This is a genomic window from Phytobacter sp. MRY16-398 (assembly GCF_003925915.1).
Classification (GTDB): domain Bacteria; phylum Pseudomonadota; class Gammaproteobacteria; order Enterobacterales; family Enterobacteriaceae; genus Phytobacter; species Phytobacter diazotrophicus.
This window is the reverse complement of record NZ_AP018756.1, coordinates 1,094,799-1,115,960: the sequence shown is the minus strand read 5'-3', so window position 1 is coordinate 1,115,960 and position 21,162 is coordinate 1,094,799. Positions and strand designations below refer to the sequence as shown.

Genomic DNA, 21,162 nt, shown 5'->3' with positions numbered 1-21,162 from the left:
TTGTTATTTGATGCCCAGTGAGGCATTGAGTTGTTTTACTGCCGCCAGTCCCTGCTTACAGCCTGCATCCTGTTGCTCTACGCTGTAAGTCTCAAGCTGTTTTCTGCCTTCCGCGAGCTGGGTCTTCAGCATGTCCACCTGCGCTTTCGCTTCTTCATGTTTTGACGCTTCTTTAATGAAGCTGTCCATTTCAGCGAAGTATTGTTTGCAGGTTTCGGTTTCCGCATAAGACGCAGTGCACATCCCCATCAGCAGCGCCGCCAGCGCGATATTTTTCATTGTCATATCCCTGAGTGATTAAATTAACGCCATCCCAAATGGCGCCAATACGATAGCAGAATCCGTGCGTGGGAATATGTCCGGAATCGGACATGGAGATGGGGTTTGGGGCGGGGGAACCCCGCTGGCGCGGGGAACCCCGCTGGCGCGGGGAACACCGCTGGCAGCACTTTAGACGCGGGGGAGTGAACGGTTTATCCCCGCTGGCGCGGGGAACACTGTGACACCTCGGAAGAGACGAGGAAATCAGCCGGTTTATCCCCGCTGGCGCGGGGAACACGCGGTCGGTGGGAGTTATAACGCCAGATATGACGGTTTATCCCCGCTCGCACGGGGAACACAACTCAATGATTTTGAAAAAGCGGTTACGGCTCGGTTTATCCCCGCTGGCGCGGGGAACACTTATCGGACACTGGTCGCCACCTTTTTTACCACGGTTTATCCCCGCTGACGCGGGGAACACTTCTGCAGGACGATGTGCGCGGGTTATTCAACCGGTTTATACCCGCTGGCGCGGGGAACACTTTTTCGCACCACTTTCAGGCGCAAGTCATCATCCAGCGCCAGCTTCGCCTGATAAAGCAGCTTATCCGCTCGCGCCCCGCCGGGCTGTCCGGAAGCGTAAACCCGCACTCCCGCTTCCCCAACCCATACCAGTAGCGTACCGACCGTCGAAGCCAGGCGCACCGCCGCATGAGAAACCCGAGTACCCAGCTCCAGCATGATACAGGCCACCGATCCCACCGGAATATGGGTGCGGATCCCCGTCTTATCGATCAACACAAATGCGCCATCCAGCACGTCAACCTGCCCGTACTGGAGAAAAATCATCGACGTGCGATCTTTAAGAGGTATCGGACTTAGCGGCACAAATATCACTCGCCGTCTCCAGGTTTAATCAACATCAAACCACAGCCGAAAGCCCGGCTTTTACCGTATCCCTGAATCAAGCGTCGCAGGAATAACATGGGTTCGTTAACCACCAGCACGCCGGAATAATCCACGCTGCTAAACTGGATCACCTGACGGGACTTCACTCGCACAACCTGCTGCTGCCGATAGGCATCCACATTCACTTCACGCAGTGAAAACCCATTTTGCTCACCCTGACGCGCCAGCCAGTCCTGCGCCACCTGCTGCTGATGCTGCCAGATATCCGGGCCATTAACCTGTCCCCTTACCTGGCGCTTCGCTTCCATCAATAGATCGTGACGTTTACCGGACTTACAAATCGTTGGGTTAGCGCGCAGGCTAAAACGCAAGGTCTGCCCTGTGCTCAGGGTCGGTGCAAACGGTCGGTATTGAATATCAAAGATCTCACTTTCAGCAGGAGGCTCAAGGGAAAGAACAAAGAAACGAAACGCCCCCTGAAGCTCCTCCCGGCGATAAAGAAACTGCCGCTCCTGCCCACCGGGAAATAACTTCCAAAGCCACTGGTGCATCACATATTCACCGCGATCCACCAGTTGTAATAGCTGTGATGGTGAAAGCTGACTGGTATGCAGCGTTATTTTTGCGAGGTACACGGTTCCTCCTTGATGAACAGCGGTCCTTGGTTAACGGTACGCTCGCCAAACGTCCACTGCCGACGGCTCATCGGCCTATCGCGACGACGTAAGACTTTATTAGCATTCAGACCGTCATGCTCGCCTTCCCACCAGCACTCAGGTTGCAGCTCCGCTAGTCGGATATTTATCTTGTTGAACTTCTCCCGGTACTGTCGATACGCCTCGTTCAGCACATCCGGTGCGGTACCCTCCAGCAACAACGGCGCAAGTGGCAAAGCCAGCGGGTGACTTTTTCGCCCCAGATACAGAGGAAATACAGGGTACTGTAGCGCATCCCGCAGTTGCTCCAGCGAATAGGGTGCATCAGGCGTTTGCGTTAGCGCCACCACCCACCAGGCATCGGAGTAATAATCCCGCCGGGAGATCAGCGCGCTGAGCAGTGCTGGATCGCTCAGCTCTTCACGACGGCTGAAATAACGAGCTTTACGCACCTCTCTCGGCATCTGGACCGTGTGATAGTCTCGCGCCCAACGGGGGTTTTTGCTGGCGCACAGCAGAAAAGAGTAATGCTGATTGAACGCGTTCAAGCGCGCTTCTTCATCACGCCGGATACCCAGCGCCGCCGCCAGTAAACCCAGCAGAGCCGAACGCGAGGGCAGCTCGTGGCTATGGCGCACTTCGCCGGGCGCATCTACGCCCCAGGAGGCCATCGGCCCGTGAAGCTGAAAAACCAGATATTGGCTCATAGCCGCCCCTTACGCGCAGATAAAGTCCAGCACGTTCTTCATGCTTCCCTTCCCGCTCACAACATCAAAATCAACGAATTGCGTTTGCTGTTCATAAACCTTATTCATATTTTCACGCAGTTCGGTGATACGTTTTACGGCAACATCAAGCTGATTAGTGCCGTTGATCGGATTGTAAAACGCTGCCGCCAGCGAACGCGGTTGCTCGGTGCCTTTTTCCGCCAGCGTCCAGGACGCATAGGCGCGGCTGGCGAAGCTGTTTTGCTTTCCGGTTGGCGAGACTTTCAGCGCAGCTTCGGTAAACGCGCGCAGCGTTTTGTTCGCCAGCTCTTCATTACCATTCAGGTTTTTGACCAGCAGATCTTTGTCGATGCAGATATAGGTGTAAAACAGCGCGGAGCCGAATCCGGTTTCGCCGAGGTGTCCGGCACCGGCATCTTCTAGCGAAGTCTTACGAAGATCATCAACAGCGGTAAAGAAATCGTCTTCGACAATCGTTTCGCTGACGCCGAAAGCGTGTGCGACCTGACAGGCGGCTTCAACATTGAATTCCGGCTTATTGGCCAGCATGCGGCCAAACATCGCAATATCGACAGCCATACGGTCGCGACGTAATAAAGCGAGCTCTTCTTCTTTCGGCGCACGTTTTTCTTCCGCCAGACGATGCGCCAGGTCCATAACCGCATCGTATTCAGCCGGACTGATATGTACCAGTTGCTCAGTTTCAGCGTTGGTCAATGAATCTTTAGGCTTTTTCTCCGTTTTGGCTTTACCTAAATAGTCCGCGATGTGTTTAACCCACTCGACGGCTTTTTTATCATCAATACCGCTTTCCATCAGAATCTTCGCCGCTTCGCGAGCAATACGCCCGCTACGAATGCCAATATTGCCAGCAAGCGCCTGTTCAAAAAGTTCAGAAGTGCGCCATGCGCGCTTCAGGCTTTGCGAAGAAACGCGCAGACGCGTCGCGCCGCCGAGCACGACTGTTTTCGGGGAACCGGTGTCGTCGCGGTTCAGGTTGGCGGCCGGGTAAGCAGTCAGTAAATGCAGCTGAATAAATGTGGTCATCTGATAGTCCCTTATTGATCGTCGTTGTTAGCTTCACCGGCCTGGTAATATTCCAGCGCCCAGCGGATACGGATAAATTCAGTCGGCCGCTGCTGGCGGCGGATATGGTTAAGTAGCTCGTCGTTTTCCCGACACCAATGGAAAACGTCGTCCGCCAGGGAGGGAAGGTTCACCACACCATTAAGCAACCGAACGGCACGCAGTAGCTGACGCAGCAGTTCGTCAGGCGTTTTTACCGCAGACAGCCGGGAAAAGCGCAGTTCGGACATGACCGGTTTATTGCCGATCATCTGGCCTAGCTGGACAGCTAACGTCTGGCGTTCATCAATATATTTAACCTGTGCTGCCAGCGCTGCCGTAATAGCGAGGGCAGTAAAACGCCACTCCTCGTTTTCACGTTTCCATAACGTGTGAGTCTGCATCAGCAGGGAACGAAATCCTTCCGACAGGCAGGTTTCATTCACCGTTTTGCTGCGCCGCAGGCTGGCGCGCAGGCCGCGTTTTTCTTGTAATTCAGCATGCCATCGGCGCAGTGTCGCCTTATGGTCGTCCTTCACAATACTCATTCAGTAGCCTCCTGCTTTTTAGCTTTGGCGGCTTTCGCGTTCTGTTTCTCCGCCGATTGGGTGAAATATTTTTTACGCGCCAGCATGATGCGTTTGAGATCGGTACTCTCGTAAGGGTTGGTAAAAACGCGGCCATCAAAGTAGCTGCGAGTAAACAGCCAGATATTCGTTTGCCAACTCTTCAACCTTTCGTCTGCGTTCTGGCCGTTTTCAAGATCGCGAATAAGCTCAAGAAAGCGTCCCTGAGTCAGATGCCAGAAGTCGATATCAATAAAGCTGAAATCTCCGCGAGCGCCTTTGGCATCAGAAAACCAGGCCTCTTTCAACGCGCTACGCAGCAGGCTAAGGTTGCGCGATGCCGTTAGCGCCGCCTTGCGTAGATCGGGAATAATATTTTCGGTAAATAGCAGCGGAAAATGATGTTCATGCCAGCAGCGGGCTTTCATATTGTCGAAATCATAGCCAAAGCCCCACAACCCGGCTTTTACGTCATTAAGGCTGCGTGCACTGAATGTTGTAACGACTAAAGCTGGATATTCAGTGTTATTTTCCGAAGCGCCTTTCTGATTTAAACCCAGCCAGTCGCGCCAGATAAGCCCCCCGGGTTGCGGCTTGACGGAATAACGCTCGCCGCCCTCCTTCAGAGGCAGACGATAAGGCGTCAGCGGATGCATCCATCCCGCGTAATTGACGCCATAATTCTTCACGGTCATCCCGCTAAGCAATTCATCACTTTCGGTTTCACAGAGATCGCAGCGGCCTGAATGGATAGTATTAAAATCAAGGCGAATGCGTCGTGGCATTCCCCAATAGGCCTGGAGCGGATTCACCTGCTCCGGCGTGGTGACTGCGCTTGCCAGTTCGCTGGTACGGGTAGGGGCCAGCCAGGGAAAAATGGTTTCATCATACCTTTCAGGCACAGGCATTCCGGCGCTATCCTGCGGCATAATGTTCAGCCACAGCTTGCGCCACAGCGGCGTTTGCCGCTCTCCCTTATATTCCTGTAATTCAATCAACGTCGTCATCGGCCCGCCGCCGCGCAGACCGGTGCGGTAACCTTTGCCGCCCGATGGCGCATTAAGCTGCAACGAAAATAATGCCAGCGCCGCGCAGTGCGGGCAAAAGTTCTCCGTGACGCCACGCTTAACAAAATGATCTTTATTAAACTTAGTAGTTTGCGCGCCGGGGATTTCTGGTAACAGTGAAGCTATCGAGACTTTTTCTCCAGTTAACGCTTCGAAATCCTGCATAAAAGAGGGCGTATCAGCGCCAAACTGGAATGCAGGCTCCAGCGGTGCCAGCGCCCGCTGAAGCGCATCTGCATCCAATCCCTCAACCCAGATATCCTCCCAGCGAGAATAGTTTTTCGGTGCCATACTGCACTGCAATAAACCCAGCAGAAATTGCCAGGCCGCACCTTGTAAATCCGCCCGCGCAGCGGCTATATCCACCACGTTTTCATCCGCCAGATTAACCGGCGCCAGCTTGCCCGTAGAGCCGTCTTTTAAACGCACGGGGAGCCAGGGGGTTGTTAAAAGTGAGAAACTATTCATGTGGTTAGCTGCTAGACCTCCATTCTTCCGATTAATCCTTCGCAGGCTGAATAACCGCTGTTTTCAACCTTCGACACCACAATCACCACGGCGAACTCCTTATTCTGATGCTGTTCAATGCACCACTGCCGGAGTCGCTCACCGTCAAGCAGAGTAAAATCCCCCCGGTGTTTTTCCCACCAACCCTGGCGCACCCGCAGCACACTCATTTCCCAGGCATGTTCGCCTGGCGCATAAGGCTTAACCGCCCCATCGACAATTTTCGCCAGCCACAGCGAAACCGACTCTTCGGCCAGACGCGTCGAAAGCTTTTCCGGCAAAAAATCGCTGCTTTCGGTACTGTAGCCCGGCGCAAAGTTGATAATGTTTTGTTTAGCAAATGCCCGATCGCAGTAATACTTTCCTTCCTGCAACTGTTCCGTCTTCGCGAACCCCGCGGGCATATCAACGTCTTCACCGTAGACCGATTCAATCAGCAGCCGGGCAGATTGCGGCATCCTAATTTCACCCTGTTCGCGCAGCACGCGCTGGGTCAGCCACAGGCGACCATGGTCGGGGTAGACATAGGCGCTGTTGCGCATAGCGCCTGAGAACCAGTCCTCTCGTGGCGAGTCATCCCATTCCGGCGCGAAGATCAGTAGCTCAGGCGCGGGACGTTCGTCTTGTCCGGAAGCTTTCAACAAGCCGTTACGATCGCGGATATGCCGCTGTAGACGTCCAGCTCGCTGAATCAATAAATCTACCGGGGCTAAATCGGAGATCATTTCATCCAGGTCAATATCTAAACTTTGTTCAATAACCTGGGTAGCGATCAGCACTTTTCCGGCCCGCTGCGCACTCCCTTTTTTACCAAACTGCGTGAGTGACTGGTTTTCAATCCGTTGACGATCGTGAAAAGCAAAGCGGCTGTGAAATAGCAGAAGGCTTTCAGCAGGAATAACCTCTCTGGCGAGAAGCTGGCGATATATACCAATCGCGTCATCAACAGAGTTGCGTATCCAGGCAATGCATTTTCCCAGGCTTACGGCCTGCTCAATGCGTTCAATGCACTCCTGTTCGCTGTGCATCCAGCCAATTTTAACGCTGCGCTCAACTTCTTTACGGGTCTCCACATGTTGAGAAACCACCGCCGAACTCGTCACCTGCGTTAGCCAGGGATAGTCGTCATAGCCCAATAATGGCGCTTCAACCCGACTCTTAGATCCTTTAGCAAAAGCGGCAACCAGCCTGTCTCTCTGTTGCTGTGATAGGGTGGCGGAAAGCAAAATGGTGCAGTTGCCGTCACTGGCCTGTTTTTCAATCAGGCTCTCCAGAACCCGCGACATGTAGGCATCACAGGCGTGTATCTCATCAGCGAGCAGGATCTTATTATTCAGCCCTAGTATCCGCAGGTTATTGTGCTTAAATGGCATCACCGCCATCATCGCCTGGTCAAGCGTACCGACACCGACTTCCGCCAATAGCGCTTTCTTATTACTATCGGCAAACCAGGCGGCGCAGCCCTGGCTGGAAGGTTGAAGATCGTCGGGTTCTTCTGAACCCGCTAATTCTCCCGTCCAGAGAGATTGATTAAACCGGTCCATTAACCCACGCGCGCTGTGCGCCAGCACCAGGCTTGGCCGTGAATCCGGTTGATACAGCGCAAGCCAGCTCTCCGACATCCGGTCGAACATAGCATTCGCCGTCGCCATCGTCGGCAGACCAAAATAGAACCCCTGCGCCTTTCCCGCCGCCATCAGGCGATGCGTTAAAATCAACGCGGCTTCTGTTTTTCCGGCGCCTGTAACATCTTCAAGAATAAATAATTGCGGACCTTCTTTATTAATATCCAGCTCCAGCGCTTTTTGCTGTAAAGGCGTTGGCTGTTGAATAAAGGGAAATAGCCTCGTTATTCCGGAAAAAGGGGCAACGGTAGACGAAGGAGGGAAAACAGAAATCGCGAGTTTCGCTTTAACCAGCGCATGCTGTTGCCAATATTCATTGATACATATTGGCTTAGCGATTCGGGGGAAATGTTGGGTTGAAGAACCCACCCAATCTGCCAGGACTATGACTGCGGAAATAAGCCATGACAAATGTTTAAAGAGAGCAATACCCTCATCGTCATCCCAAAATTCGGGAATCTCAACCAGTGGGAATAATGATTTAATCCTGGCAAGAAAATCACGAGCTGCTTCTTTATCCTGCTGGCGGAAATTTTTCAGTTCCGTTACTGACGAAGGTGGTCGCCCATGATGCCCTGTCGTAAGCGGCATCCAAAGCGCAATAGCGCGCTTCAGTTTACGGGCTGCAAGAGAAGAGTTGGGAAAAAGCTCAGGAAACTCACTAAGGTAATTATCCCAGAGCCAGTAGCCTAATGTTGCATGAGGGATTTTTTCATAATGTTCTATATATTCGTCATGTAAATTCAAGTCATTATGAATATAAATCTGCTGAAAAGAGTGGGCGAATTTTCCGATATCATGCCAGCATAATAACCAGGCAAAAAACTGCGCGGCCTTGTTCTTATCATGGAGACCTACTTTTTTAAGATAACCAGCAGCGCCATAGATATTGCATTGCACCATCCAGTAACCAACAGCAGCAACATCCAATGAGTGCCAGCACAGCAGGTGGTATTCATCTCCACCATGTTTATTTCCTCGACTGGTCTTCCCCCAATAATTAAATATTGTCAAGCGATGTCCCTTATCCGACTGTTATCGATACATACTGCGCTTTTTATAAAGTATATTTTGTGATTTAAATCACCAGAAGGTTACATATATAAATTTTGTATTTGTTACTATGAAAATGATTTAACAGGTAATATCTCTTATAAGTTCAGTATCTATTATAGCTTTCTTAGTTTATAGAGATGCAATGAAGCCGTCGGATAATAGCTGTCCATAAAGAAAATATTAATGATAACGAGCTATTTTTATCAGGCATAAAGAGTTATCCCCGCTTGCGCGGGGAACACCTCGTCACATCCGCGCCGTGCTTGCCAGCGTTCGGTTTATCCCCGCTCGCGCGGGGAACACGTGGAGCAGCGCATCGACCTGAACGAACTCCTCGGTTTATCCCCGCTCGCGCGGGGAACACCGGGTGAGTTTGGGGCGCGTGAATGACGTCACCGGTTTATCCCCGCTCGCGCGGGGAACACTCCTGCCCGAACGGCGCGCGCCCCAGTGCTGCCGGTTTATCCCCGCTGGCGCGGGGAACACATGTATCACGCGACGCCGGTGATGTCGGTCTTCGGTTTATCCCCGCTGGCGCGGGGAACACGGAATTGAATTGGCTATTGGTCGCCCGGTAGACGGTTTATCCCCGCTGGCGCGGGGAACACTCTAAACGTAACTCATTAAATTTAAACAGCAATTACCACTCCCAAAATTCTACCAACATTTCCGTCTTTTTTAAGATCGGTAATTGTTTGATTTTACTTATTAAAGAAAACCACACCATGTACAAACTCTCATTTCACCAACGTATAACCCATAAAAAACGCCCGGTGGTTAGCCGGGCGCTTATCTTATCTATTTATTGAAAAGCCAAAAATCAGCCTTCGTGCAGACCGCACTCGCGTTTCAGGCCGAAGAAGCGGGTGTCCTCTTCTGCCATGCCCGGTTCCCATTTACGGGTGGTGTGCGTATCGCCCACAGACAGATAGCCTTCATCCCACAGCGGGTGATATTTCAGGCCGTGTTTTTGCAGATACTGATACACCGTACGGTTATCCCAGTCGATGATCGGCAGCACTTTGAAAACACCGCGCTGAATATCCAGCACAGGCAGGTTGGCACGGCTACTGGACTGCTCACGACGCAGGCCCGCAAACCATGTCCGGGCGTTCAGTTCTTTCAGCGCCCGGTTCATCGGCTCAACTTTGTTGATGTCGTTGTATTTTTCAATACCCTCAACGCCCTGCTCCCACAGCTTGCCGTAGCGTGCTTCCTGCCAGGCAGGGCTTTGCGGCGCACGGTAAATCTGCAGATTCAGGCCGAGCTTCTCGGTCAGCTCATCAATAAACTGATAGGTTTCCGGGAACAGATAACCTGTGTCCGTCAGGATAACCGGAATGTTCGGGCGCACCTGATTCACCAGATGCAGACTCACCGCCGCCTGGATACCAAAACTGGACGACAGCACATACTCACCCGGCAGATTTTCCAGCGCCCAGGCCACGCGTTCCTCTGCGGTTTGCGCTTCCAGTTGGGCGTTAGCCTCCGCCAGCGCCAGCGTGCGGTCGTCTTTCGACAGAGCATTCAGGGCAGATAGATCGAGTACGGACATAATTACCTCTCGTATGTTTACTTCCCTCACCCCTCCCTAAGGAGAGGGGGAAGGCAAGGAAGCTTAATCCCAGAGATCGCGCGCCGGGTCGAGCACCGGGCGGATAATGCCCGCACGGATGGTGAAATCACCGAACCCTTCACCCGCTTCGCGTTCTTTCGCCCAGCGCCCTACCAGTTCATCGAGCGAGGCAATGATTTCCGGCTCGGTAATGTTCTCTTTGAACATACGCGGGATGCGCGTACCGATGCGGTTACCGCCCAGATGCAGGTTATAGCGACCAGGCGCTTTCCCCACCAGGCCCACTTCCGCCAGCATCGCGCGGCCACAGCCGTTCGGGCAACCCGTCACGCGCGTCACGATATGCTCATCACTCAAACCATGCTTCGCCATCACCTCTTCCACTTTATCGATAAACGACGGCAGGAAGCGCTCTGCTTCGGCCATCGCCAGCGGACAGGTCGGGAATGACACACAGGCCATCGAATTTTCACGCTGCGGCGTTACGGCATCCATCAGGCCGCTCTGACGCGCGATTTTTTCGATTTTCGCCTTCTGGCTATCCGGCACACCGGCAATGATCAGGTTCTGGTTTGCCGTAATACGGAACTCGCCTTTATGGATCTTCGCGATCTCCAGCAGACCCGTTTTCAGCGGACGCCCCGGATAATCGAGAATACGACCGTTTTCGATAAACAGCGTCAGATGCCATTTATTATCGATCCCTTTCACCCAGCCAATGCGATCGCCGCGCCCGGTAAATTCATACGGACGAATCGGTTCGAATTTGATACCTGCACGACGCTCAACTTCCGCTTTGAAGGTCTCAACACCCACACGCTCCAGCGTATATTTGGTTTTCGCGTTTTTACGGTCGGTACGGTTACCCCAGTCACGCTGAGTGGTGACAACAGCTTCGGCAACCGCCAGCGTATGCTCAACCGGCAGATACCCAAACTCGCTCGCCGTGCGAGCATAGGTTTTCTTATTACCGTGCTCGATGGAAAGACCACCGCCCACCAGCAGGTTAAAGCCCACCAGCTTGCCGTTTTCCGCTACCGCGACAAAGTTCATGTCGTTGGCGTGCAGATCGATATCGTTTTGCGGCGGAATAACCACGGTAGTTTTGAACTTACGCGGCAGATAGGTCTGACCGAGAATCGGCTCTTCATCGGTGGTCGCCACTTTTTCCTGATCGAGCCAGATCTCTGCGTAAGCGCGGGTACGCGGCAGCAGATGTTCAGAGATCTTCTTCGCCCATTCATAGGCTTCGGCGTGCAATTCTGACTCGTACGGGTTGGAGGTACACAACACGTTACGGTTCATGTCGTTAGCGGTCGCCAGGGCGTCCAGACCAACGGAGTGCAGCATCTGGTGTACCGGTTTCACGTTCTTTTTCAGAATGCCGTGGAACTGGAACGTCTGACGGTTGGTCAGGCGGATACTGCCGTAAATTGTGTTCTCAGCGGCGAACTTATCAATCGCCTGCCACTGTTTGGTGGTGATCACGCCTCCCGGCAGGCGGCAGCGCAGCAGCATCGCATGACGCGGCTCCAGCTTCTGTGCAGCACGCTCAGCGCGAATATCGCGATCATCCTGCTGGTACATGCCGTGGAAACGGATCAGCAGAAAGTTGTCGCCTTTAAAGCCGCCGGTCAGCCCGTCGTTAAGATCTTCCGCAATGGTCCCGCGCAGATAGTTGCTTTCCAGCTTCATGCGCTCGGCGTCTGTCAGTTTACCTTCGACCACCAGTGGGCCTGGATGTTTTTCACTCATTAGTAGACATCTCGCTGGTAACGGCGCTCTACGCGCAGCTCACTTAAATATTCGTCCGCCGCTTCGGCGTCCATCGCGCCAAATTCGGCAATCACGTCCAGTAAAGCCTGCTCAACGTCCTTCGCCATGCGATTCGCGTCGCCGCAGACATAAATGTGCGCACCGTCATTAATCCAGCGCCACAGTTCCGCGCCTTGCTGACGCAGTTTGTCTTGTACGTATACTTTTTCTTTTTGGTCACGCGACCAGGCCAGATCGATACGGTTCAGCACGCCTTCTTTGACGTAACGCTGCCACTCAACCTGGTAGAGGAAATCTTCCGTAAAGTGCGGGTTGCCGAAGAACAGCCAGTTTTTGCCTTCTGCCCCGTCTGCCGCTCGCTGCTGCATAAAGGCGCGGAACGGCGCGATACCGGTACCCGGCCCAATCATGATGACCGGCGTTTCCGGGTTGGCAGGCAGACGGAAGTTATCGTTATGTTCGATGAACACACGCACTTCGCCCTCTTCTTCCACGCGATCGGCGAGGAAGCTCGACGCCCCACCTGCACGCGCGCGGCCTTCAATGTCATAGCGCACCACACCGACAGTAACGTGCACTTCGGTTTCCACTTCCGCCTGCGAAGAGGCGATGGAGTAAAGACGCGGTGTCAGCGGACGCAGCAGGCCAATCAGCGCAGTGGCATCCAGTTGTGCCGGGGAGAAACGCACCATATCCACAATCGGCGTGGTCGCCGCATAGTGCTGTAATTTGGCCTTATCGCCCACCAGCGGCAACAGTGATTCGCTGCGGGTCAGAGTGGCATAGTTTTCCACGATATTGCCGGTGTTGACCGTCAATTCGAAATGCCACTGCAGCGCTTCGGACAGCGGCAGGGTTTTGCCGTCGACGCTGACCGGTTCATCGCCTTTAAGCCACAGCAGCTCAACCAGCTCTTTCACCAGTGCCGGATCGTTCTGATACCAGACGCCCAGCGCGTCGCCCGGCTGATAGCGCAGGCCGGAATCGCCCAGATCGATTTCGATATGACGCACATCTTTTTCTGAGTCACGGCCCGTGATTTTTTGATTCACTGAGAGAGTCGCGGTCAGCGGTTCTTCTTTCGTATAAGGGCTGGAGAAAACCTCATTCACCGCCCCCGTTGCCGTCACAGCGGCCTGGGCCGGCGTCTCTTTCGGGACTCGTGCTTTCAGTACTTCAACTACACGAGCGCGCCATTCAGCGGCGGCAGCCTGGAACTCAACGTCTGCGTCGACGCGATCCAGCAGGCGCTCGGCACCAAGTTCAGCCAGTTTGCTGTCAAAATCTTTGCCTGCCTGGCAGAAAAATTCATAAGACGTGTCGCCAAGCCCCAGCACGGCGAAAGCAGTGCCATCAAGCTTCGGCGCTTTTTTCGAGAACAGGAACTTATGTAACGCAACGGCCTCTTCCGGTGGCTCACCTTCCCCTTGTGTGGAAGCAACAACAACCAGCAGTTTTTCGTTAGCGATTTGTTTGAATTTATAGTCGCCCGCGCTCACCAGTTTGACGTTGAGTTTCGCCGCCAGCAGATCGTCACGCAGTGCTTCCGCAACGCGACGGGCATTACCGGTTTGCGAGGCGGAAAGTAGCGTAATGGTCGGGGTCTCGGTCGCCGCAGGTGCTGCCGTTGCAACTGCCGCACCGGGTTGCTGGTTCAGCACGCCCCAAAAATAGCCGGAAACCCAGGCAAGCTGGGTGGGAGTTAAATCGGTTGTGACCGCCTGAAGGCGTGCCAGTTGCTCCGGGTTCAGCGGAAGCAAAGCGGAAGGTGGGACCTGAGTCGTCATGCGTCGTTATGTTCCAGTAAGCAAAAGCTGCTTATACGCCCTGTCAGCGCCATAAAAGCAGAAGAGAAAGTAAGGTTAACGGCGGGGATAATAACAATTAAAGAAAGGTTGGAAATAATAAATAACCAAAAGAACTAACCTGTTTTATTCATAGTTTATAACAGTAAAACAGATTAATTAATATATTGATTTATAATGGAAAAATACAGGTCATCAGGCAAAGCGTAACGGTTAATCACTTTTGCCGATTTTAGTTAATGATAAAAAAGGTCATTTCGGCTACCATGCCGCGGTTTTTCTAGCCAGTCAGAGAGTTCAGAATGTCCACCACGTTATTTAAAGATTTCATGTTTGAAGCCGCTCACCGTTTGCCACATGTTCCAGCCGGGCATAAATGCGGTCGTCTTCATGGTCACTCATTTATGGTGCGTCTGGAGATCACCGGCGAGGTGGATCCGCATACGGGCTGGATCATGGATTTTGCTGAGCTTAAGGCGGCGTTCAAACCGACCTATGATCGTCTGGATCACTACTATCTTAACGATATTCCGGGCCTTGAGAACCCGACCAGCGAAGTACTGGCAAAATGGATTTGGGATCAGTTGAAACCCGTCGTTCCGCTGCTGAGCGCCGTGATGATCAAAGAGACCTGCACCGCAGGGTGTATCTACCGCGGCGAGTAATTTCACTTCTGTGTCGTCAGCGCACCTGAGTGCGCTGATTTTATGGCTCGGTTTATCCCCGCTCGCGCGGGGAACACATGATGCGCGTACTTGGTACCAACCCGCAGAACGGTTTATCCCCGCTCGCGCGGGGAACACTTCGTATTTCATGAATTCATCTTCCATGCATTCGGTTTATCCCCGCTCGCGCGGGGAACACCATCGGGATGCCTAACATCTCGTTTTTGCGTACGGTTTATCCCCGCTCGCGCGGGGAACACCCTTGACCAGCTAGCTTATGGGTGGCGTGGAGCGGTTTATCCCCGCTCGCGCGGGGAACACGGCTTCGGCCCCTTGTTTATTTCCGGAGTAACCGGTTTATCCCCGCTCGCGCGGGGAACACAGATTCGCAAAATCAACCCTCCGAAAACTCAACGGTTTATCCCCGCTCGCGCGGGGAACACCTCACTTCATCACCTGGGGCGACCAAAATTGCCGGTTTATCCCCGCTCGCGCGGGGAACACTCGTGGCGCTGGCCGAAAAATATTTGTAACACCGGTTTATCCCCGCTCGCGCGGGGAACACTCGAGTGGCCGGGGTTGGAAATGATTTTTGGGCGGTTTATCCCCGCTCGCGCGGGGAACACATGCTCCAGCGCAATCTGTTTCCAGTCCCGCGCGGTTTATCCCCGCTCGCGCGGGGAACACTGTATTTTCTACTTTATGTAGTAATATGCACTCGGTTTATCCCCGCTCGCGCGGGGAACACCGATATTTTTTACCCTACCGTCGAGGAAGTGGCGGTTTATCCCCGCTCGCGCGGGGAACACGGCTGATTTTGTGCAGGCGCGTTTTGGCGACGCGGTTTATCCCCGCTCGCGCGGGGAACACGCTACGATTACCTACCTGACGCCAGTAACGCGCGGTTTATCCCCGCTCGCGCGGGGAACACATGGAAGGACTACCAACCCGGCGCGGCACACCCGGTTTATCCCCGCTCGCGCGGGGAACACTATGGCGGATTCGACCGCACAGACCTGATTATCGGTTTATCCCCGCTCGCGCGGGGAACACTCTGGTAAGAGCATTAGGCAGACGGCAATCTACGGTTTATCCCCGCTCGCGCGGGGAACACTATCGCACTAATCAGGTGCCAGCATTCGACATCGGTTTATCCCCGCTCGCGCGGGGAACACGGCAACCAAAAAAACAGCGGCCACTGCGGCGGCGGTTTATCCCCGCTCGCGCGGGGAACACTCTAAATATAACCCATTGAATTATAGAATCATTTATCACAGCTCAAATTCTACCGATTATATCGACGCAAGCTGAATCATTAACCCATTGATTATTAATAAAAATAAAAACACACCGCAGGCAAAAGCTGATTTTACCGAACAGCGTTGTTTCACAAACCTTTACCCTGCCCGCCGGACAGGTAAACGAAAACGCCCGGCCATAAGGCCGGGCGCTCAGGTAATACCTGTCTTGTCGGTGCAATAACACCGGCAGAAACCAAATCAGGCAATATTCAGATACTTATGCGTTTGCATCGACAGCCGCCAGTTGCGGGCGATACAGGTTTCAATGCACAAGCGGGTGGCGTCGTCTTTTTGGCTGATAGGCTGCAGTGCAATGACCCGGTGTTTGTCATCGGTCAGTTGCGTCAGAAGCTCATCAAGCGCCTCAATGTCTCGGGTACGTCCAACCGGGTGTTTGATCTCATCGGCGCGTTCCAGCGCCTGCTGGAGGATGTCATAGCCTCCGCGCATATTCACCTTCGGTGACACGGTGACCCAGGTCGCATGAGACGTGCGCACTTCATGGGTACCGCTGGTCTCAATCTGGCAACTGAACCCCTGTTTTTCCAGAAGATGAGTCAACGGAATCAGATCGTGGATACAAGGTTCGCCACCAGTAATCACCACATGGCGCGCAGTCCAGCCCTGACGCTCAATAATTGCCAGCAGATCTTCACTGCTCGCCGCGCCCCATTTATCGCTCTCTTTGGTCTTGGCCAGAATGCTGTAGAGGGAGACTTCCCGATCTTCAAGCTTATCCCAGGTGTGTTTGGTGTCGCACCAGGCGCAACCAACCGGGCATCCCTGTAAACGAATAAAAATGGCGGGAACGCCGGTAAAATAGCCCTCGCCTTGCAAGGTCTGGAACATCTCATTAATCGGGTACTGCATAATCAACTCTGATCGGGGAAAACATTAATTATTACAGATTTCGCTCTTGAGGGCGAGTTGAGGCAGGGGTTAATGTTGCGTGATTGTCATCGAAATAAAGCAAAAAAATGGACAATGGATAGCAGGCTTAGCATCATTTTATTTGTAATTAATTATTTCAGCAACGCTCATTTATATAAGAAAACCATTAAAATAAAACGCTAAACCAGAGAATAAAAATACTTTAATTTCAATATTTTATAAATATTTTTATTTTTAATGAATTTATTTCTGCGTTTGTCTGTCCAATTAAACTTGTTCCGCATTTAAAGCTTAAAATCACCTTAAGAAATCGATTTATTTCCGCCTCTCTTATTTAAGCATTGTTTAATTTTCGCTGAATACAATCCGCGAATTAACAACAATGAGCATGCGATCATGAAAACTCTACTGATCACCGGCGTCACCGGATTCCTCGGTGGTGCAGTGTTTGAGAAAATACTTAATGATGATAGTCAAATCAACTATTTACTTTTAGTCAGGGCAACGGATAGCCAGGCTGGCGTTGAGCGCGTAAAAGAGAACATGCGCAAATTCAATATCAGCGAATCTATCCTCTCCCGTCTGACCTGCGAACATATCATCATCGGTGATCTGGGTACGCCGGAGCAATTTCTGGACGACCCGCGTCTGGACAGTGTCACCCACGTGCTGAACTGCGCAGCCGTCGCCTCTTTTGGCAACAACCCGCTCATCTGGAAAGTGAACGTGGAAGGCACTCTGGCCTTTGCCGGACGTATGGCGAAAGTACAGGGGCTACAGCGTTTCCTGCATGTCGGCACCGCTATGTCGTGTGCGCCAGAAGCCGATTCGCTGGTCTATGAGAGCCAGGAATTCAAAGAAAACGCCGAGCACCTGGTGGAGTACACCCACTCCAAATCCACCATCGAACACCTGATGCGCAAAACCTATCCGGATCTGCCGCTGGTTATCGCACGTCCGTCTATAGTGGTGGGGCATACGCATTACGGCTGCCAACCCTCCAGCAGTATCTTCTGGGTATTCAGCATGGCGCTGATGCTGCAAAAATTCATGTGCTCACTGGAAGACCGTATTGATGTGGTGCCGGTGGACTATTGCGCCGACGCGTTGATCATGATGCTGAAAAGCGACATCCCGGCGGGTGAGGTCATTCATATCTCCGCAGGCGAAGAGAACAGCGTGAAGTTTTCTGATATTGATGCCGCGATGGCGTCCGCGCTGGAAACGGTACCGGTTAAAGATGTCTACACGCAGGTTAGCTACGAGACGCTGGTGAAGATGCGCCGTGAATTGAAAAACATCTTCGGCCCCTGCAACGAGCGCCTGATGCTTAAAGCCATGCGTTTGTACGGTGCGTTCGCCATGCTGAATGTCCGCTTTAGCAATGACAAGCTCATAGAGCTGGGCATGCCGAAGCCGCCACGCTTTACCGATTATATCGCTCAGTGCGTACAGACCACCCGAGGGCTTTCCATTCCGCAGCAAATGGCTGTCGATTTTAAATAACGGTTATTGCAGGTAAAAAAATGCCAGCCCGAGGGCTGGCATTTTCATTTCAGAGAAAGACAGGCTTATGCCTGACCTTTGATCTCTTTACGACCGTTGTACGGCGCTTGTTCACCCAGAGCTTCTTCGATACGAATCAACTGGTTGTATTTAGCAACGCGGTCAGAACGGCTCATAGAGCCAGTTTTGATCTGGCCAGCAGCGGTACCAACAGCCAGGTCAGCGATGGTAGCGTCTTCAGTTTCGCCAGAACGGTGAGAGATGACAGCAGTGTAGCCAGCGTCTTTCGCCATTTTGATCGCAGCCAGAGTTTCGGTCAGAGAACCGATCTGGTTGAATTTGATCAGGATGGAGTTAACGATGCCTTTTTCGATGCCTTCTTTCAGGATTTTGGTGTTAGTTACGAACAGGTCGTCACCAACCAACTGGATTTTGTCGCCCAGAACTTTGGTCTGATAAGCAAAGCCAGCCCAGTCAGACTCGTCCAGACCATCTTCGATGGACACGATCGGGTACTGTTTGGTCAGGTCTTCCAGGAAGTGAGTGAATTCTTCGGAGGTGAACGCTTTGTTGCCTTCGCCAGCCAGAACGTATTTACCGTCTTTGTAGAATTCAGAAGCCGCGCAGTCCATCGCCAGAGTGATGTCTTTGCCCAGCTCGTAACCCGCAGCTTTAACAGCTTCTGCGATAACAGCCAGCGCTTCAGCGTTAGAACCCAGGTTCGGCGCATAGCCGCCTTCGTCACCAACAGCCGTGTTCATACCTTTGGATTTCAGAACCTTAGCCAGGTTATGGAACACTTCTGAACCCATACGTACCGCTTCTTTCAGGGATTTCGCGCCAACCGGCTGAATCATGAATTCCTGAATGTCTACGTTGTTGTCAGCGTGCTCACCACCGTTGATGATGTTCATCATCGGAACCGGCATGGAGTATTTGCCCGGGGTGCCGTTCAGTTCAGCGATGTGTGCGTACAGCGGCAGGCCTTTAGAGGCAGCAGCAGCTTTAGCAGTCGCCAGAGAAACAGCCAGGATTGCGTTAGCACCGAAGTTAGATTTGTTTTCAGTACCGTCCAGGTCGATCATGATCTTGTCAATGCCAGCCTGATCTTTGGCATCTTTGCCCAGGATTGCCTGAGCGATCGGGCCGTTAACCGCGCCAACCGCTTTCAGTACGCCTTTACCCATGAAGCGGGATTTGTCGCCATCACGCAGTTCCAGCGCTTCGCGGGAACCGGTAGAAGCACCTGACGGAGCAGCTGCCAGACCAACGAAACCACCTTCCAGGTGTACTTCGGCTTCAACAGTCGGGTTACCACGGGAGTCGATGATTTCACGACCGATGACTTTAACGATTTTGGACATTAGGATTTCCTCAGTACAAGTTAAACTAAAACTCCAGACAAACAGTGCACCCATTTGGGTGCACTGCCGTTCTAACTCTTACTTCGCCTGACGCTTCTGGTACTCACTGGCGGCTTTCACGAAGCCTGCAAACAGTGGGTGCCCATCACGCGGCGTAGAAGTAAATTCCGGGTGGAACTGACAAGCGACAAACCACGGATGATTTGGCACCTCGATGATCTCGACCAACTGATCATCGCCGGAACGGCCTGCAACACGCAGACCCGCAGCTTCAATTTGTTTCAACAGCAGATTGTTCACTTCATAGCGATGGCGATGGCGTTCGACAATGGTCGGCTCGCCATACAGTTGACGGACCAGGCTGTCGTCGCCAAGCTGGCACTGCTGTGCGCCGAGGCGCATGGTGCCACCGAGATCGCTCTTTTCCGAACGTACTTCAATCTTGCCTTCTTCATCACGCCATTCGGTAATGAGCGCCACAACCGGGTACTTACAGTCTGGCACAAATTCCGTCGAGTTGGCGTTCTCCATACCTGCAACGTTGCGAGCAAACTCGATCAGCGCAACCTGCATCCCCAGGCAGATGCCCAGATAAGGAATATCGTTTTCACGCGCGTAGCGTGCGGTGGCGATCTTACCTTCCACACCGCGATAACCGAAACCGCCAGGGATCAGGATAGCATCCAGACCTTTCAGAATTTCGACACCACGTGTTTCAACATCTTGCGAATCGATCAGTTTGATGTTGACGGTAACTCGATTTTTCAGGCCACCGTGTTTCAGCGCTTCGATAACTGACTTATAGGCATCCGGCAGTTCAATATACTTACCGACCATACCGATGGTGACTTCGTCTACCGGGTTCGCCTGCTGGTAAATAACCTGTTCCCATTCGGCCAGATTTGCTTCCGGGCAGTTCAAGCTGAATCGTTTACAAATATAATCGTCCAGCCCCTGCGATTTCAACAGGCCCGGAATTTTATAAATGGAATCGACGTCTTTAAGGGAGATAACCGCCTTTTCCGGAACATTACAGAACAAAGCAATCTTTGCACGCTCGTTTGCCGGCACGGCACGATCGGAACGACAAATCAGAATGTCAGGCTGAATACCAATAGAAAGCAGCTCTTTTACTGAGTGCTGAGTCGGCTTGGTTTTGACTTCACCCGAAGCGGCCATGTAAGGCACCAGCGTCAGGTGCATATACAATGTGCGTTCGCGACCCACTTCAACAGCCATCTGGCGAATCGCTTCAAGGAACGGCAGCGATTCGATATCGCCTACGGTACCGCCGATTTCCACCAGCACCACGTCATGGCCTTCACCGCCTTCGATGATGCGCTCTTTGATAGCATTGGTGATGTGCGGAATAACCTGAACGGTCGCGCCCAGGTAGTCGCCACGGCGCTCTTTGCGCAGCACTTCGGAATAGATACGGCCAGTCGTGAAGTTGTTACGACGGGTCATCTTGGTGCGGATGAAACGCTCATAGTGACCCAGGTCCAGATCGGTTTCAGCGCCGTCTTCGGTAACGAACACTTCCCCGTGTTGGATTGGGCTCATGGTACCCGGATCGACGTTAATATACGGATCCAGTTTCATCATGGTCACATTGAGGCCACGGGCTTCAAGAATGGCTGCGAGGGAGGCTGCGGCAATGCCTTTACCCAGAGAGGATACGACCCCGCCGGTCACAAAAATATAGTTCGTTGTCATGCTGAACCTGAGAAGTTAGGGTGAAACGATGGAATAACCAGGACGGGAAAGTAGTATACCTGAACAGGGCGTGCCTCACAAACTTTCATTCTCACCCCTTATCCCTAACCTCACCTGTAATA

The 21,162-nt window shown here is 52.7% G+C and carries 15 protein-coding genes, 1 pseudogene and 2 CRISPR repeat arrays; of the genes and pseudogenes, 2 read left to right on the top strand and 14 right to left on the bottom strand.

Annotated features, from left to right (window positions below; all coding sequences use genetic code 11):
* Positions 1-3 precede the first annotated feature (3 nt).
* The 11 genes and pseudogenes from MRY16398_RS05285 to cysJ form a co-directional block, all read right to left on the bottom strand.
* Positions 4-279, bottom strand: a complete 276-nt coding sequence (locus tag MRY16398_RS05285) for a DUF5339 domain-containing protein (protein ID WP_125123943.1) — start codon at positions 277-279, stop codon at positions 4-6.
* A gap of 525 nt (positions 280-804) precedes the next feature.
* Positions 805-1,158: pseudogene (locus MRY16398_RS05280) on the bottom strand (CRISPR-associated endonuclease Cas1); the annotation flags it as partial.
* Positions 1,155-1,805 (bottom strand): type I-E CRISPR-associated protein Cas6/Cse3/CasE, encoded by a 651-nt coding sequence (cas6e, locus tag MRY16398_RS05275; RefSeq protein WP_125123942.1) that lies wholly within the window; start codon positions 1,803-1,805, stop codon positions 1,155-1,157. The pseudogene MRY16398_RS05280 and the gene cas6e, both read right to left, overlap by 4 nt.
* Positions 1,787-2,533, bottom strand: a complete 747-nt coding sequence (gene cas5e, locus MRY16398_RS05270) for a type I-E CRISPR-associated protein Cas5/CasD (protein WP_125123941.1) — start codon at positions 2,531-2,533, stop codon at positions 1,787-1,789. Before cas5e ends, cas6e begins: the two co-directional genes overlap by 19 nt.
* Before the next feature lie 9 nt (positions 2,534-2,542).
* Positions 2,543-3,601, bottom strand: a complete 1,059-nt coding sequence (gene cas7e / locus MRY16398_RS05265) for a type I-E CRISPR-associated protein Cas7/Cse4/CasC (protein ID WP_125123940.1) — start codon at positions 3,599-3,601, stop codon at positions 2,543-2,545.
* 11 nt (positions 3,602-3,612) lie between these two features.
* Entirely contained in the window at positions 3,613-4,167 is a 555-nt protein-coding gene (casB, locus tag MRY16398_RS05260) for a type I-E CRISPR-associated protein Cse2/CasB (RefSeq protein WP_125123939.1), read from the bottom strand.
* Positions 4,164-5,720, bottom strand: a complete 1,557-nt coding sequence (casA, locus tag MRY16398_RS05255; protein ID WP_125123938.1) for a type I-E CRISPR-associated protein Cse1/CasA — start codon at positions 5,718-5,720, stop codon at positions 4,164-4,166. The genes casB and casA overlap by 4 nt, the downstream gene beginning before the upstream one ends.
* 11 nt (positions 5,721-5,731) lie before the next feature.
* Positions 5,732-8,398: a CRISPR-associated helicase Cas3' gene (cas3, locus tag MRY16398_RS05250; RefSeq protein ID WP_125123937.1), complete on the bottom strand. Its 2,667-nt coding sequence runs from the start codon at positions 8,396-8,398 to the stop codon at positions 5,732-5,734.
* 255 nt (positions 8,399-8,653) lie between these two features.
* Positions 8,654-9,048: direct repeats of the CRISPR family, unit length 29 nt; unit sequence CGGTTTATCCCCGCTCGCGCGGGGAACAC.
* A gap of 212 nt (positions 9,049-9,260) precedes the next feature.
* The gene (gene cysH / locus MRY16398_RS05245) at positions 9,261-9,995 is read right to left on the bottom strand and encodes a phosphoadenosine phosphosulfate reductase (protein ID WP_039077694.1); all 735 of its coding nucleotides are present in this window, start codon (positions 9,993-9,995) and stop codon (positions 9,261-9,263) included.
* 63 nt (positions 9,996-10,058) lie between these two features.
* A complete protein-coding gene (gene cysI, locus MRY16398_RS05240) occupies positions 10,059-11,771 on the bottom strand; it encodes an assimilatory sulfite reductase (NADPH) hemoprotein subunit (protein WP_039077695.1) in 1,713 nt (570 codons plus the stop codon).
* On the bottom strand, positions 11,771-13,579 hold the full coding sequence (cysJ, locus tag MRY16398_RS05235; RefSeq protein ID WP_079497740.1) for an NADPH-dependent assimilatory sulfite reductase flavoprotein subunit: 1,809 nt from the start codon (positions 13,577-13,579) through the stop codon (positions 11,771-11,773). Before cysJ ends, cysI begins: the two co-directional genes overlap by 1 nt.
* Positions 13,580-13,899: 320 nt before the next feature.
* On the opposite strand from cysJ, the gene queD reads away from it, so the two are divergent.
* On the top strand, positions 13,900-14,262 hold the full coding sequence (queD, locus tag MRY16398_RS05225) for a 6-carboxytetrahydropterin synthase QueD (RefSeq protein ID WP_039077697.1): 363 nt from the start codon (positions 13,900-13,902) through the stop codon (positions 14,260-14,262).
* Positions 14,263-14,310: 48 nt separating this feature from the next.
* Positions 14,311-15,498: a CRISPR direct-repeat array (repeat unit 29 nt; unit sequence CGGTTTATCCCCGCTCGCGCGGGGAACAC).
* Between the two features lie 263 nt (positions 15,499-15,761).
* Here queD and queE read toward each other — a convergent pair.
* The gene (queE, locus tag MRY16398_RS05220; RefSeq protein WP_039077698.1) at positions 15,762-16,433 is read right to left on the bottom strand and encodes a 7-carboxy-7-deazaguanine synthase QueE; all 672 of its coding nucleotides are present in this window, start codon (positions 16,431-16,433) and stop codon (positions 15,762-15,764) included.
* Positions 16,434-16,850: 417 nt separating this feature from the next.
* Between queE and MRY16398_RS05215 the strand changes: the two genes are divergently transcribed.
* Positions 16,851-17,960, top strand: a complete 1,110-nt coding sequence (locus MRY16398_RS05215) for an SDR family oxidoreductase (RefSeq protein WP_071193823.1) — start codon at positions 16,851-16,853, stop codon at positions 17,958-17,960.
* A gap of 65 nt (positions 17,961-18,025) precedes the next feature.
* Here MRY16398_RS05215 and eno read toward each other — a convergent pair whose 3' ends face one another.
* Both eno and pyrG read right to left on the bottom strand, forming a co-directional pair.
* On the bottom strand, positions 18,026-19,324 hold the full coding sequence (gene eno, locus MRY16398_RS05210) for a phosphopyruvate hydratase (RefSeq protein ID WP_039077700.1): 1,299 nt from the start codon (positions 19,322-19,324) through the stop codon (positions 18,026-18,028).
* Positions 19,325-19,402: 78 nt separating this feature from the next.
* Complete coding sequence (gene pyrG, locus MRY16398_RS05205) at positions 19,403-21,040, bottom strand: glutamine hydrolyzing CTP synthase (RefSeq protein WP_125123936.1); 1,638 nt, start codon at positions 21,038-21,040, stop codon at positions 19,403-19,405.
* Positions 21,041-21,162: the final 122 nt, after the last annotated feature.

Bases quoted from the DNA above. Each gene is read 5' to 3' on its own strand.
- MRY16398_RS05285 (WP_125123943.1), bottom strand. From the start codon at position 279: ATGAAAAATATCGCGCTGGCGGCGCTGCTGATGGGGATGTGCACTGCG.
- cas5e (WP_125123941.1), bottom strand. From the start codon at position 2,533: ATGAGCCAATATCTGGTTTTTCAGCTTCACGGGCCGATGGCCTCCTGG.
- cas7e (WP_125123940.1), bottom strand. From the start codon at position 3,601: ATGACCACATTTATTCAGCTGCATTTACTGACTGCTTACCCGGCCGCC.
- casB (WP_125123939.1), bottom strand. From the start codon at position 4,167: ATGAGTATTGTGAAGGACGACCATAAGGCGACACTGCGCCGATGGCAT.
- casA (WP_125123938.1), bottom strand. From the start codon at position 5,720: ATGAATAGTTTCTCACTTTTAACAACCCCCTGGCTCCCCGTGCGTTTA.
- cysH (WP_039077694.1), bottom strand. From the start codon at position 9,995: ATGTCCGTACTCGATCTATCTGCCCTGAATGCTCTGTCGAAAGACGAC.
- cysI (WP_039077695.1), bottom strand. From the start codon at position 11,771: ATGAGTGAAAAACATCCAGGCCCACTGGTGGTCGAAGGTAAACTGACA.
- cysJ (WP_079497740.1), bottom strand. From the start codon at position 13,579: ATGACGACTCAGGTCCCACCTTCCGCTTTGCTTCCGCTGAACCCGGAG.
- queD (WP_039077697.1), top strand. From the start codon at position 13,900: ATGTCCACCACGTTATTTAAAGATTTCATGTTTGAAGCCGCTCACCGT.
- queE (WP_039077698.1), bottom strand. From the start codon at position 16,433: ATGCAGTACCCGATTAATGAGATGTTCCAGACCTTGCAAGGCGAGGGC.
- MRY16398_RS05215 (WP_071193823.1), top strand. From the start codon at position 16,851: ATGAAAACTCTACTGATCACCGGCGTCACCGGATTCCTCGGTGGTGCA.
- eno (WP_039077700.1), bottom strand. From the start codon at position 19,324: ATGTCCAAAATCGTTAAAGTCATCGGTCGTGAAATCATCGACTCCCGT.
- pyrG (WP_125123936.1), bottom strand. From the start codon at position 21,040: ATGACAACGAACTATATTTTTGTGACCGGCGGGGTCGTATCCTCTCTG.